This window comes from Pilimelia anulata (assembly GCF_014647895.1).
Lineage (GTDB): Bacteria > Actinomycetota > Actinomycetes > Mycobacteriales > Micromonosporaceae > Pilimelia > Pilimelia anulata.
This window is the reverse complement of the sequence record NZ_BMQB01000001.1, coordinates 1,025,079-1,037,465: the sequence shown is the minus strand read 5'-3', so window position 1 is coordinate 1,037,465 and position 12,387 is coordinate 1,025,079. Positions and strand designations below refer to the sequence as shown.

At 70.4% G+C, this 12,387-nt stretch carries 11 protein-coding genes; 6 read left to right on the top strand and 5 right to left on the bottom strand.

Annotated elements, in window-relative coordinates; genetic code table 11:
* Nucleotides 1-21 precede the first annotated feature (21 nt).
* The 4 genes from IEY94_RS04625 to IEY94_RS04610 all read right to left on the bottom strand — a co-directional run bounded on the left by IEY94_RS04625 (nucleotide 22) and on the right by IEY94_RS04610 (nucleotide 4,503).
* Nucleotides 22-498 carry a hypothetical protein gene (locus IEY94_RS04625; RefSeq protein ID WP_189168710.1) on the bottom strand — a complete coding sequence of 159 codons (477 nt, stop codon included), beginning with the start codon at nucleotides 496-498 and terminating at the stop codon, nucleotides 22-24.
* Nucleotides 495-1,901: an MFS transporter gene (locus IEY94_RS04620; protein WP_189168709.1), complete on the bottom strand. Its 1,407-nt coding sequence runs from the start codon at nucleotides 1,899-1,901 to the stop codon at nucleotides 495-497. Before IEY94_RS04620 ends, IEY94_RS04625 begins: the two co-directional genes overlap by 4 nt.
* Nucleotides 1,902-2,017: 116 nt before the next feature.
* The gene (locus IEY94_RS04615; RefSeq protein WP_189168708.1) at nucleotides 2,018-4,084 is read right to left on the bottom strand and encodes an amylo-alpha-1,6-glucosidase; all 2,067 of its coding nucleotides are present in this window, start codon (nucleotides 4,082-4,084) and stop codon (nucleotides 2,018-2,020) included.
* Nucleotides 4,081-4,503 (bottom strand): SCP2 sterol-binding domain-containing protein, encoded by a 423-nt coding sequence (locus IEY94_RS04610; protein ID WP_189168707.1) that lies wholly within the window; start codon nucleotides 4,501-4,503, stop codon nucleotides 4,081-4,083. Before IEY94_RS04610 ends, IEY94_RS04615 begins: the two co-directional genes overlap by 4 nt.
* Nucleotides 4,504-4,754: 251 nt before the next feature.
* Between IEY94_RS04610 and IEY94_RS04605 the strand changes: the two genes are divergently transcribed.
* From IEY94_RS04605 to IEY94_RS04590, 4 genes are all read left to right on the top strand, one after another.
* Nucleotides 4,755-5,900, top strand: coding sequence for a glycosyltransferase family 4 protein (locus IEY94_RS04605; RefSeq protein WP_189168706.1), 1,146 nt, complete (start codon nucleotides 4,755-4,757; stop codon nucleotides 5,898-5,900).
* 267 nt (nucleotides 5,901-6,167) lie between these two features.
* Nucleotides 6,168-6,404 carry a hypothetical protein gene (locus IEY94_RS04600; RefSeq protein ID WP_189168705.1) on the top strand — a complete coding sequence of 79 codons (237 nt, stop codon included), beginning with the start codon at nucleotides 6,168-6,170 and terminating at the stop codon, nucleotides 6,402-6,404.
* A gap of 244 nt (nucleotides 6,405-6,648) precedes the next feature.
* On the top strand, nucleotides 6,649-7,281 hold the full coding sequence (locus IEY94_RS04595) for a maleylpyruvate isomerase N-terminal domain-containing protein (RefSeq protein WP_229783295.1): 633 nt from the start codon (nucleotides 6,649-6,651) through the stop codon (nucleotides 7,279-7,281).
* The gene (locus IEY94_RS04590) at nucleotides 7,278-7,775 is read left to right on the top strand and encodes a 2'-5' RNA ligase family protein (protein ID WP_189168704.1); all 498 of its coding nucleotides are present in this window, start codon (nucleotides 7,278-7,280) and stop codon (nucleotides 7,773-7,775) included. The genes IEY94_RS04595 and IEY94_RS04590 overlap by 4 nt, the downstream gene beginning before the upstream one ends.
* Nucleotides 7,776-7,909: 134 nt before the next feature.
* On the opposite strand, the gene IEY94_RS04585 is transcribed toward IEY94_RS04590, so the two are convergent.
* Nucleotides 7,910-9,418: a sensor histidine kinase gene (locus IEY94_RS04585; protein ID WP_189168703.1), complete on the bottom strand. Its 1,509-nt coding sequence runs from the start codon at nucleotides 9,416-9,418 to the stop codon at nucleotides 7,910-7,912.
* Between the two features lie 302 nt (nucleotides 9,419-9,720).
* Between IEY94_RS04585 and IEY94_RS04580 the strand changes: the two genes are divergently transcribed.
* Together IEY94_RS04580 and IEY94_RS04575 are read left to right on the top strand one after the other, a co-directional pair.
* A complete protein-coding gene (locus tag IEY94_RS04580) occupies nucleotides 9,721-10,881 on the top strand; it encodes a hypothetical protein (RefSeq protein ID WP_189168702.1) in 1,161 nt (386 codons plus the stop codon).
* On the top strand, nucleotides 10,878-11,507 hold the full coding sequence (locus tag IEY94_RS04575; protein WP_189168701.1) for a hypothetical protein: 630 nt from the start codon (nucleotides 10,878-10,880) through the stop codon (nucleotides 11,505-11,507). The genes IEY94_RS04580 and IEY94_RS04575 overlap by 4 nt, the downstream gene beginning before the upstream one ends.
* Nucleotides 11,508-12,387 lie beyond the last annotated feature (880 nt).

The window sequence follows — 12,387 nt, the reverse complement described above, 5'->3', positions numbered from 1 at the left end:
GATGGGCTCGCGGCCCGCCGGTCAATGCAGGTGCGTCTTCAGCCCGACCAGGACGACGCCGAGCCCGCCCACGACCGCGGCGGCCGCCGCCCGCTCCGCCGTGCTGAGCCGGCCGGCGCCGCCGATCCGCCACCCCGCCCAACCCAGCAGAAGGGTGCTGCATGCCAGCGCGGCCGTCACCGCGGTCGCGACGGCGGCCCCCAGCAGCCGTACGGTCACCAGCACCGCGACCGGCAGCGCGGAGGCGGTGAGCAACTCCCAGCCGGTCGACAGCTGCGCCCGGATCACCGGCCACCGCGGTCGCCGGCCCTCGTGTATCCGGGCCGCCACGATCCGGGCGAACCGCTCCGCGGCCCAGTAGATGATCAGCGTCACGACCACCGACGCGACGACCGTCCGGGCCGAGTCCTGCGGGGCGGCCGCCATCACCGCGGCGCCGACGATGACGCCGTAGATGGCCGCCGCCGTGCCCTCCGCGCCGGCGTCCGGCCCCGTCACCGCGCGCCGGCCGCGGTCGCCGGGGCCGGCCGCGGCAGGAACAGGGCCGTCCCCAGCCCCGCCAGGCCCACGGCGCCGACGGCGGCCATCGCCACCGCGTACGAGGCGCCGGACGCCGACGGGCCGACGACGATGATCGTGCTGGCGAGAGCGGCGCCGAGGGACGAGCCGAGGTTCGACACGCTGCGCGACAGGCCGGAGATCTCCCCCTGCAGCCCCTCGCCGAAGCTCGACTGCACGAGATTCACCGACGGGGTCAGCATGGCGCCGATGCCCAGCCCGATGAGGAACAGGCCGCCCAGCATCGCCCACGTTGCGCTCGCCGCGGCGGCCAGCAGGAGCAGCACGGCGATGCCTGCGACGGTGGTGGCGAAGCCGGCCAGGACCAGCGTGCGCTGCGGTCGCCGCTTCGCCAGCCGCTCGGCGGCGAGCGAGGCGATCAGCAGGCCCACGGTCGCCGCCGTCATGATCAGCCCGGTCTCGATCGCGCTGCGGCCGAGGACGACCTGGAGGTATGCGGCGACGACGAAGGAGATGCCCATCAGCATCAGCCACTGGAGGTTCTGGGTGACCATGCCGAGGTTGGCGGTGCGGCTGCGGAACAGCGCGGTCGACAGCAGCGCCGCCCGCCCGGACCGCTCCCGGGCCCGGATCCGGACCACGAACGCCGCCAGCACCGCCGACCCGCAGCCCACGAGGGCCAGCGCCAGCCAGCCGCTGTCGTCGGCCGCCAGGATCCCCATGACGAGCAGCAGCAGGCCGAGCGCCGACAGCACCGCCCCGCCGGTGTCGAACGGCCGGTCCGGCTCCGCCGGCAGCGGGTCGCGGACGAAGCGCCGGCTGAGCCCGATGATGACCGCGACGATGAGCGCCTGGAACGCGAAGGCCCACCGCCAGCCGAGCGCGGAGGTGATGAAGCCGCCGATCAGCGGCCCGGCGGCGGCGCCGATGCCGGCCATGGCGCTGATCGCGCCGAACGCCCGGGCCCGCGACGCCACATCGGTGAACAGCAGCGTCGTGAGGATGTACACGGGCGGGATCAGCAGCGCCGTACCGACGCCCTGCAGGATGGAGTTGCCGAAGATCAGCAGCGGCAGCCCCGGCGCCACGACGCTCAGCAGCGTCCCGATCCCGTAGATCACCAGGCCCAGGGTGAAGCACCGCTTCCGGCCGTACCGGTCGGTGAGCTTCCCGCCCGGGATCATCAGCGCCGCCATCACCAGCAGGAAGATCGTGATCGCGAGCTGCACGCCCTGCACGGTCGTGTCGAGGTCGCGGCTGATGTCATTGATCATGACGTTCATGTTCGAGCCGGCGAAGCTGCAGACGAACTGCGCGAGCGCCAGCGGGAGGAGGGCCTTGCGCAGCGCCCGCGGGGGTCGCGCCGGGTCGTTCGTCGCCATGGGGAACTCCAACCTGCTGGCCGGGCGCGAGCCCGGTTCCGTGGTGGCGGGGCGTGCGTGGCCCCGGCGGCTCCGCCGGCCGCCGGGGCCACGCCTTTCCGGTGTGGTCCGTGCGCTCACGCCGCGCGGGCGGCCGGCGCGGGCATCGACCGGGCGACCTCGACCCGGCCGCGGCCGAAGGCGTCGACGCGCCCCCACCGGCCCGGGATGTCGAGCAGCTCCAGCCGGCCGATCCCCGTCGGCAGGGCCGGGTCCACGACGAGGTGCTCGCCGACCGGCTCCAGGCCGAGCATGGTGCGCAGCAGCAGCAGCGGCGCGCCGGTGGACCAGGCCTGGGGGCTACAGGCGGTGGGGTACTGCACCGGGTACCGGGTCAGCTCGCGGTCGTACCCGCCGAACGCCTCGGGCAGCCGGCCGTCGAAGAACTGGGTCGCGTCGAGGATGCCCGCGGCGATCCGCGCCGCCTCCTCCTTGAACCCGTAGCGGCGCAGCCCCCAGGCGATGATCGAGTTGTCGAACGGCCACACCGTGCCGACGTGGTACCCGATGGGGTTGTACCGGCCCTCCCCCCGGGCCAGCGTCCGCACGCCCCAGCCCGAGAACAGCTCCGGCCCGAGCAGGTGCTCCGCCACCGCCGCCGCCCGGTCCAGCGGCACGATGCCGCTCCACAGCAGGTGGCCGATGTTGGACGCGAGCGCGTCCACCCGGCTGCCGTCGGCGTCCAGGGCCAGCGCGTAGTACCCGCGGTCGGCGATCCAGAAGTCCCGGTTGAACCGCTCCTTCAGCGCCGCCGCCTCCCGCTCCAGCCGGTCCGCCCAGGCCGGGTCGCCCCAGACCGTGCGGGCCAGCCGCGCGCCGCGCATCTTGGCGTCGTAGGCGTAGCCCTGCAACTCGGCGGTCGCCCGCGGGAAGCCGGGCAGCCGGCCGTCCCGATACGAGATGGAGTCCCATGAGTCCTTCCAGCACTGGTTCTCCAGCCCGGTCTCCGCGTTCCGTCGCTCGTAGGCCACGTAGCCGCGGCCGGTCGGGTCGCCGTAGTCGTCGATCCAGTCGAGCGCGGCGCGGGCCACCCCCCGGAGCCGGTGGACCAGCGCCGTGTCGCCGGTCCACCGCTCGTACTCGTCGAGCAGGACCACGTACAGCGGCGTGGCGTCGGCCGTGCCGTAGTACGGCGTGTGCGGGCGCTCCTCGAAGGCGCTCAGCTCGCCGTAGCGCATCTCGTGCAGGATCCGCCCCGGGTCCTCGTCGCGGAAGTCGTCCCGCCGGCTGCCCTGCCAGTGGCCGAGCACCTCCAGCGTGGTGGCGGCCAGCTCCGGCGTGAACGGCAGCGCCTGGAGGCTGGTGAGGATGCTGTCCCGGCCGAACATCGTCATGAACCACGGCAGGCCCGCCGCCGGCAGGCTCCGCCCGCCGGCGATCACCGGGGAGAAGCGCAGCGCCGCCAGGTCCACGATGCTCTGCCGGTACGCCGCCTCCAGCGGGCCCCAGTCGCAGCTCACCTGCGGCGCACTGGCCTGCCACTCGCGCAGGTCCCGGCGCATCCGCTCGGCGTCGCGCACCGGCCGGTCGACGACGATCGGCTCGCCGTCCGCCCGGAGCATCCGGGGCACCACGTCGAGTTCGGTGCTCCACTCCTCCTGCGGCTCCAGCCGGACCTCGAACGTGAGGGCGTCGTCGGCGAGCACGGCCGGCTCGCTGGACGAGATCCGCACCTCCCGGCGGAAGGTCTCGCGCACGTAGCCGAGGACGAGCCGCCCCGACTCCGTGCGCGCGTAGTGGTCGCCGGCCTTCGGCAGCGCGTCCTTGATCTCGAACAGGTCGGCGAAGTCGCTGCCGACCTCCACCCGCACGGTGAACGTCACGGCGTCCCGGTCGTGGTTGAGTAGGGTCAGCCGCTCCCGGAAGCCGTCCGCGACGATCCGGTGCCGGATGACGGACAGCTTCGCGTCCACGTACACGGTCTGCGAGGACGGCACGAGGAAGAACCGGGTCTCGAAGTACTGCATGTCGTCGGTCGACAGCGGGCTGAGACGCCGCCCGTCGACCGTCAGGACCCACCGGGACAGGAACCGGGTGTCGTAGGAGAAGAGCCCGGCGGTGCTGGTCGGCGACGCGACGATGTCGCCGCTGCCGTCGCTGACCACGAAGGTGCTCCCGTCCAGGATGCGGACCTCCGCGGTCATGCGGCGGCCCCCACCGGCTCGGACGGCGGGCCGGGAAACAGCCGCTGCACGGCGACCAGCAGCTCCATGTCCCCGGTGATCGCGACCTGGCCGCGCAGGACCGCCGCCAGGGCGTTGGCGCGCCCGGTCAGCAGTGCGCGCAGGACCGGCTCGGACGCGGTGATGACGCAGCCGATGCCGTCCCGCGACGGCGGCGGCACCCACTGCCCGCAGTCTGCCCGGACGAGCCAGGTGCGCTCGCCGCCGGGGCCGGGAACCACGAACCGCACGGTCGTGCTCCGGCTGCCGGGCGCTGGCCGCAGCCGCCGGCGGCTCAGCTCCTGGAGGCTGGCTACCTTCGGCGGGCCGACTTCCCTCGGCGGGCCGGCTTCGTCCGGCAGGGCGGTGGCGCGGTTCTGCAGGGCGGTTTCGGGGTCCATCTGGTCGGCTCCACTCGGGTCGGGGCCGGACGGACTGTCCCGGCCGGGTCCCGATTGGATCCGACGCCGGCGGCGCCGGGCGCCATCCGCGGCGGATGGTTCACCCGCCTCGGCCCCGCGGGGCGGCCGATCGCCCGTGGCGGATGACGCGCGCCCCGCCGCGGGTGCCGAAGCTGGGGACCCGTGGTCGGTCCCATTCGACAACCGCCGCCCGGCGACGCCGGGTCCGCGCCCGCACCGAGGAGCAGTTGATGGCCATCGTCCAACCCATCGATCGCCCGCCGTCCCGCCCGCTGCGCATCGCCATGGTGGCGCCGCCGTGGTACGAGCTGCCGCCCGCCGGCTACGGCGGCATCGAGGCCATGTGTGCCGTACTGATCGACCGGCTCAGCGCGCGCGGGCACGACGTCGTCGTCCTCGGCGCCGGGAGCAGGTGCGGCACCGCGGGCACGTTCGTGAGCCTGCTGGGCGAGCCGCAGCACCCCCGGCTGGGCGAGGCCATGCCCGCCGCCCTGTACGCCGCCCGGGTGGGCGAGGTGCTGCGCCGCGGCGCCTTCGACGTGGTGCACGACCACTCCCCGGTCGGGCCGCTGACCGCGTACCAGTACGCGAGCCCGACGGTCGTGACGGTCCACGGTTCGCCGGTCGGCGAACTGGGCGACTTCCTCGCCGCCCTCGGCGAGCGCGTCCGGCCCGTCGCGATCTCCCGGTCCCAGCGGCAGTCGCGGCCGGACCTGGACTGGCTGGCGACCGTGCACAACGCGGTCGACCCGGCCGCGTTCACGCCGAGCCCGGCCACCGACGGGCCGGCCCTGTGGCTCGCCCGCATGTCGCCGGACAAGGGCGCCGACCTGGCGATCGAGGCGTGCCGCCGGGCCGGGGTACCGCTGGTCCTGGCGGGCAAGTGCAGCGAGCCCGGCGAGCGGCGGTACTTCGACTCCGTCATCCGGCCGATGCTGGGCGACGACGTCGAGGTGGTGCTGGACGCCGATCGCGAGACCAGCCTCCGGCTGCTCGCGCGGTCGCGCTGCCTGATCCTGCCGATCCGCTGGGAGGAGCCGTTCGGCATGGTGATGATCGAGGCGATGGCCTCCGGGCGGCCGGTCGTCGCGCTGCGCCGCGGCTCGGTCCCCGAGGTGGTGGTCGACGGCGTCACCGGCTGGATCTGCGACACGGCCGACGACCTACCCGCGGCCCTGCACCGCACAGCCGAACTGGACCCCGCGGCCTGCGTCGCCCGAGTGCGGGCCGCCTTCGGCGCCGACCTCATGGCCCACCGGTACGAGGCGGTCTACCGCCGAGCGATGGACCGGACCCGCCGCTTCGGCCCGCGGCGCCCGGCGATCGGCCGCGCGCCGATGCCGGCGGCGCACACGGTGCCGATCCAGTCCGCCTGAGCACCCCATCCCGTGGCAGCAATACCTGCACCCCGGTCATATTTCGTACGTACCTCCGCCTTTGGGTAAGGATTGATGTGCGTTGAAGTAATTCAATTTCTTGGGAAGGGTCTCCTCGGCCGGACTCGACTCGATCGAGGAGACCCCATGAAAGTCACTGAGGCAGCCTCCGCACCGGGCGTGCGGGTACAGGTGGTGGCTGGCCAGGGTGACCCGCGCCGTATTCGACAGGCCGGACTTGTCGGGCCGCGCGGCTACGGTGCGCAGATGGTCGCGCGTTCCCCGCGGCGCGGCGCCACGCGTTGGCAGCCGCCGCTCCAGCCCAGCATCCCCCTGTCCTACGCCCCTGCGGTGCTCCCGGAGCACGACCCGGATCATGAGGTGTCCTTCGACCGGGTCGACTTCGACGGCCTGGACCTGACCGGCCGCCGCGCCGGCAGCCACGACCTGATCGCCCTCTCCCACGCCCTCGCCGGCGCGCTCGGGATCCAGATCCGCGACTGACCGGCTCCGCCGCCCGCGACCGGGACCCTGCCATGTCACCTCGCGGGTCGGGGCTGGTCCCGGCCGCGGGGAGCCGGCCAATGGGTTCCAGGACAGGCGGGCGCACCTGTGCGGCTCAGCGTTGACCGACACCACGAGCCGCCGTAGTCGTCCGGCCGCGCGCAGGGTTCCTCGGGGTACGCCGTCGTTGGGGGCGGCATCGCGGCCCTCGCCGCGCCGGTGCCGGGCACCCTAACCTGGAAGCGTGATTCGAGACGCGTACCTCGCCGCCGCGGCCATCCTCACCGACTTCCTCGACGACCCGGCGATCGAGGCCGCGTGGAACGCGCCGAGCCGGCTGGCGAAGATGACCGTCGGGGGCGTCGCGGCGCATCTGGGCAGTGCGATCGGCCGGGTGCCGCTCACCCTCGACGCGCCGCTGCGGGACGTGGCGCCGATCTCGCTGGTGGAGCACTACACCCGGGCGACGTGGCGGGGCGGGAACATCGACAACGACGCGAACCGGATGCTCCGCGACGACGGCGAGGCCGCGGCGGGCGCGGGCGCGCAGGCCCTGGTCAAGCAGTGCCGCGGGCAGTTGGCCGCGCTGCGGGAGCGGCTTCCCGCCGAGCCGGCGGACCGGCTGGTGCACCACACCAGGGGCCCGTGGACGCTGACCCTGGACGACTTCCTGGTCACCCGGCTGGTGGAGATCGCGGTACACCTCGACGACCTGGCCGTCAGCGTCGGGCGGCAGGCGCCGGACCTGCCGGAGGCGGCACTCGCGCCGGTGTTCACCGTGCTGACCCGGCTCGCCGTGCACGAGCACGGCCCGACCGCGGTGCTGCGGGCGCTGACCCGCGCCGAGCGCGCGCCGGCCAGCATCGCGGTGCTGTGAAGACCGGCCTGGTCATTCCGGTACCCGAGGCGGATCCGCTGCTCGACCGGCTGCGCAGGCAGTTCCCGGCCCTGGTGCGGGAGATCCCGGCACACGTCTCGCTGCTGTACCCGTTCGTCCCGCTGGACGACGCGACCGTCGTGGCCGTCCAGCGGCTGGTTACCGGCACGCCGGCCTTCGAGCTGACGCTGGGGGCGCCGGAGGTCCGCGGCGACCTCGGCTACGCGCCGGTCGACTCACCGGGGCTGGCGCGCCTGGTCGGCCGGGTCCGCGAGCGCTGGCCCGACGTCGTGCCGTACGGCGGCCGGTTCGGCGAGGTGCCGCCGCACCTGACCCTCGCCATGGGTGCGGCGCGCCTGGACGCGCCCGAGTTGCCGCTGACGGTGACGGCGCGGGAGGCGTGGCTGGTCGCGTTCACCGAACGGTGGACGGTGCCAGCGCGCTTCCCCTTCGCGCCGCCGCCTGCGCCCACGCCCCACGATCTGCCCCGGTAACTCGACCGCGCCACGCCGCAATCCCGCGCGGCGCCGACGGGCGCCACCGGCCGCGCCGCCGGCACCGAGACGCCGACCGAGTGGCGTGGGCCTCCTGGTCACGCTGATGGGCTTCGTCCTTGTCGGTGGTGTCATCACCTGGCTCGTCCAGGACGTGGTGGAGCGGCGGCCGGCAGCGTGAAATGGAAGCGGCTGCCGCCGCCGGGGTTCTCGTCGACGAAGATACGGCCGCCATGCTTCTGGATGATGCGTTGGCAGATCGCCAGGCCCAGGCCTGTGCCGCGGTATCGACCGCTTCTGTGGGCACGGTGAAAGGAGTCGAAAACCCTCGCGCGCTGGTCGGCCGGAATGCCGATACCGCGATCAGCGATCACCACCTCGACAAGATCTTCCGTTGTGGATGGGGTCGTGATCTCCACGTGGGCGGGACGGTCGGGTGCGGTGTATTTCAGGGCGTTGCCCACGAGGTTGTCGAGGAGTTGGCGCAGCATGGCCCGATCGGCTCGTACGTCGTCGAGATTCTCGTGGGCGCTGATGGTGGGCACGCTGTGGGCTGCCTCCGTGATCGCCCCGGCGTGCAGGTGGGCGGTTCGTTCGCTGATCACGTCCTCGACCATGGCTCGGAGGTTCACGGTTTCGGGGTGCAGTGGGGCGTCCCTGGCGGTCGCGTAGCTGAGTAGGTCGTGGATGAGCCGCTGCATGCGGTCCACGCCGTTGAGGATCGATCTGGCGCTGGAGCGTCCGTCGCGCGGTTCGGTCCCATCCGGGGAGGAAGAAATGTCCTCCAGGAGCAGTTCGGCGTAGCCGGCCACTGACGCCAGCGGCGCCTGCAGGTCGTGTGCGACCACGCCGGCGAAGGCGTTCAGCTCATCGGTCTGCTCCAGCAGTTTGGCTTCTGTCCGCTTGCGCTGTTCCAACTCCTGTTCCAGGAGTGCGGTGGCCAGGGCGATCTGCGCTTCGTACTGCTTGCGTGCGGTGATGTCCCGCAGAACGACGACGGCGCCGCGGCGGGCGGACCTCCCGTGCAGTGGGCGGGCGCTCACACTCAGCACCGGCCCGCTGGCCGCGCCGCTCGGTCCGATGGTCATCTCCTCTCCGTCCACTGCCGTGCCGTCGCGGGCGGCGAGCGTCCAGGGCAGATCGTCCGGCGCGAACAGTGAGCCGTCGGGACGGCGGGCCGGCTGGTCGGCGAGCCACGGGGTGTCCCCGCTCCCGGCACCGGTGGTGGTCAGTGATGCTGCGGCGCTGTTGTAGTGCAGCAGCTTCCCGGTGCGGTCGACCACGACCACGGCCTCGCTGAGGCTGTCCATGATGACAGCGAGCAGATTGGCTTGCTCTCGGGCCGCGCGCTCGTGTGTTTGAAGTTCGGCGGTGGCGTCGGCGACCCGTTTCAGCGCTCGTGCCCGGGCGGTGAGCAGCATGAACGCCAGGAGCGCCAGCAGCGCGGCGATAGCGGACCCGGCCACGATCGCCCCGACCGCCAGGGACCGCCCGCCCCCTGGCATGCGCGTCGACGAGGCGGTTGTTCGCAGGGTCCATTGTTGCTGCGCGACGGGGATGTCGACCGAACGCTGCAGGTCCGCGGCGGGCACTTCCCCCAGGGAGGCCACGGCCACCTGTTCGCCGTTGTCACCGGTTGCCACGAGGGTTGCCCCGAGTCAAGGCAAAGCTCTCAGCCCCCAAGGGTCGGGCCACCTCCGGCTGATCCGAATTGGACGATCAACATTACGTAGAGTAGTGCTACTGTCGGGTAGCTGACACTTGCTTTTCCCTCCTTCATTCGCTGCCTAGCATCCCGCAAGTATGTCAGCAGCTCAGGAGAGGTAGGAACACGGTGAGAAGCGTGCGCGGGGTTCAGCTCGGCTGCATATCTGTACTGGGTCTAGGACTCACGGCGTCGGCCGCGCCAGCATCTGGCAGTGGCGCCGCCCATGGTGGTGGCCGAGTGCTGGTCCAGCAGTCGATGCCGTCCAAGTTGACGACCGATGACGATCCAGCTCATACGTCGGCGGGGTTCGTCCTCAGCGGCGTCCTGGTCGATGAGGGCGGCGCCCCCGTGCCTGGCGTACCATTGGCGTTCGCGCTGGACCCGAGCCCGGAGATGCAAATCGCGGCGGAGCAGGGCAAGGACGCGATCGGCTTCGAACTGGCCTCGGCTACGACCGACGGTGATGGCCGCTTCGCTGCCCCCATCCCCGCGCTCAAGGACACCAGCCAGTACGCCGACGAAAACGGCGCCAACCGGCTGTGGGTGAGCGGGTCGGGAACGAACCATGCCATCTCCCACCGGTTTGAGCTGATCTTCCCCAAGGATGAGGGGCAGCGACCGCGCACCACGTACAAGGATGAGCACACGGTGACCGCTGGCCGAGCCCGCAGCGCGGCGGAGGAGCGCCCCGAGGTGCTGAGCGTAAAGGTACCGGCTCACCCCGCCAAGGCCCTGCCCGTGGCTCTCCGCCCCGGCGACAACCCACACACGGCCTGTGTGATGTCGTGGCCGAAGCGCGAGTACACCCAGCAGTACAAGTGGAAGCAAATGGGCGGCGGCGTCAAGTCGATGGTCAACATCCAGACTTTGTGGACCAAGGGCAAGTCCAAGGCCAAGTTCGAGTGGTCCAACACCAAGGAGACACGGGTGTCGGTGGGTGTAGACGCCGCCTACCGGGACGCGAAGTTCAAGGCGAGTAGGGAGAAGGCGGCGAAGACCTCGTCCGGCGTCAACTTCTCCATCGACGCCAAGAAGAAGCTCGAAGCGCAGGTTCAGTACGAGTTCCGCGAGTATCGCGTGTACTGCCACTACCGCTCCGAGGGCTGGGACCTCGCTTTCTACACCGAGGTCAAGCCTTACATGTTCACCGGTGGTAACAAGAAGGGCAAGTCCTCAGCAAGGTTCGGATGCGCCAAGAGTGTGCCCCTGGAGAATGAGCTTTGGGTGTCGCGGGAGACTTCGCACACCGGTTCGCTGAGTGTCAGCCTATTCGGCGCTCTGGACTCGTCGCAGATCAACACAAAGATCCACAAGAAGACTTATACAGCTATCAAGCCCACGACGCTGTGTGGCGTCAAGGAATACCCAGTGATCGAAGACCGCGTTAGGGAAAAGTGATCAAGAAAACTTGCGCTCTCGGAGTCTTGTTGATTTTGACTTTGGGCGCCGTGACAGCGTGCGGACTCTTCGGTAAACAAGACCGTACCGAACCCGATGATGCACTAGACAACAGTGGTGGCTATGGTTTCAAGATTTCGAAGGATGCTGGATTCACGTTCACAAACGGTCTGACCGTTTTGAAGGTTCGCAAGGGTCCACTCACCATCAAGAAGGTAGAGCCGGTGATTGTTGGATCCACCCTGAGAATGCTCGGTGTGAAAGTTCGCCACATCCCACCCGAAGCACAGGGTGCCGTGTTTCAGACGAATCCTGGCTGGCCTTCGGTCAGAAGAAAGGACGAAACACCACGCGGAGCCTGGCAAACGCTCGCCGATCCGGGGGCCTTCCAGGTACCCGCTCCTGATCCTGCCAAGACCGATTCATCGTCGCCAGTGGTGCAGGTTTTGGTCGGATACGAGATCACCGGCAATGGCCGTGGGGTGATGCGTGGTATGCATGTGACGTTCAGCTATGAGGGCGACACACGGCGGGTTTTCGTCGGGAGCTACCTGGCGGTGTGCTCGCCCAGTACGGTGAAGTGCCAGCAAGAAGATCAAGACGGACCTGTAGCGGAGACGAACTAGGTAGGGGCTGGCGCGTACGGGGGCACGCCGCCCTGCTCAGTGGCGGTCACAACAAGCGGGAACCTCACGGAACTCCCATCAATCCAGCTCCAACGTGGGCTCTGTGCTTAGCGGCCCGACGGCGCGAAGCATTGAAGTGGGAGCGCGCAGCTTTCCGCCGGAGTGGATGATTGAGCCTAGCCAACCTCTTCGATTCTGCGACTTTCAACTTTCGTGCACGCGACGCATTAAGTGAAGTAAATTCACCGAGGACTACTGTGGTCCCGAGCGCCACTAAGAATGCCTTTTTTGTAGAGACCGAGCGTTCCAAGTGGGAATCCGACACCTGGAACAAATAGGTCCGTCATAGACGCGACAACAAATATGATAATTGACGCCATCAAGATATATGAGCGCCGCTGCGATCAAGTTTGCCAAAACATTAGCGAAGACTTCTCGACTGAACCGAACCGGCACGCCAATGCTGACGGCCTCATCCCCGTGCGGGACAACCCCGCCATTCGCGTGCCCAAACCTCGCCGTCATACCAACTCCCGACGAGCCCTCCTGGACAGCCAGCTTGCCCAGATCAACGCCGTCGTCCGCACCACCGGGGACGACCCCGATCTCGACACCCTCCTCCTGCGTCTCCACCTGGAGACGGCCTGTCGCCGCGGCGGAGCCTCCAGGCCCTGACCAGCGACAACGTCAAAGTCCTGGTGGAGAAGGCTACCAAGGAGCCGGCGGCACCATCCGGAGCCCGTTCAAACGCCGCACCAACCGCGGCGTCTGTCCCGACGGCAGAAGGCCGTCAACCGCTCCTACGCCCGTCACGTCAGCACCGAGCGCCAACTGAGCGCCGAGCACGGCAGCTACCGCAAGCGCGTCGATGCCGAAGCCG